Here is a 433-nt window from a genome sequence, read left to right on the forward strand (position 1 = left end):
ACACGGTAGTTATCGTCCTGAATCTCGGACAGCGGGTGGTCGGCATCGTGGTTGACGGCGTCTCAGACGTGCTTTCATTGCCGGCGGAGCAAATTCGTCCGGCACCGGAATTTGCCGTGACGCTTTCAACAGAATATCTCACTGGACTGGGCGCACTGGGCGACCGGATGTTGATTCTGGTGAACATCGAAAAACTGCTGAACAGAGAAGAGATGGCGCTGTTAGATAGCGCGGCGTCAGAAGTGGCGTAATTCTCCCGATTTCCTCAATTGAAATGAACCCGATGATCTGCGCATCGGGTTTTTTATTTCAATTTCGCGGCGGGTGGCATCAGCAATAAAGTTTCCCCCCTCCTTGCCGATAACGAGATCAACTTGTTTTCAGGAAGGTGCCTTATGATTAACCGTATCCGCGTAGTCACGCTGTTGGTAAT

Annotated in this window: 1 protein-coding gene; it reads left to right on the forward strand. The window is 51.3% G+C overall.

What is annotated here, in order from left to right; all coding sequences use genetic code 11:
• A partial coding sequence (locus GVL52_RS29310; RefSeq protein WP_200848019.1) for a chemotaxis protein CheW occupies positions 1-251 on the forward strand: 251 nt, incomplete at its 5' end.
• Positions 252-433: the final 182 nt, after the last annotated feature.

The organism is Rhizobium sp. 18055 (assembly GCF_902706285.1).
Lineage (GTDB): Bacteria > Pseudomonadota > Alphaproteobacteria > Rhizobiales > Rhizobiaceae > Rhizobium.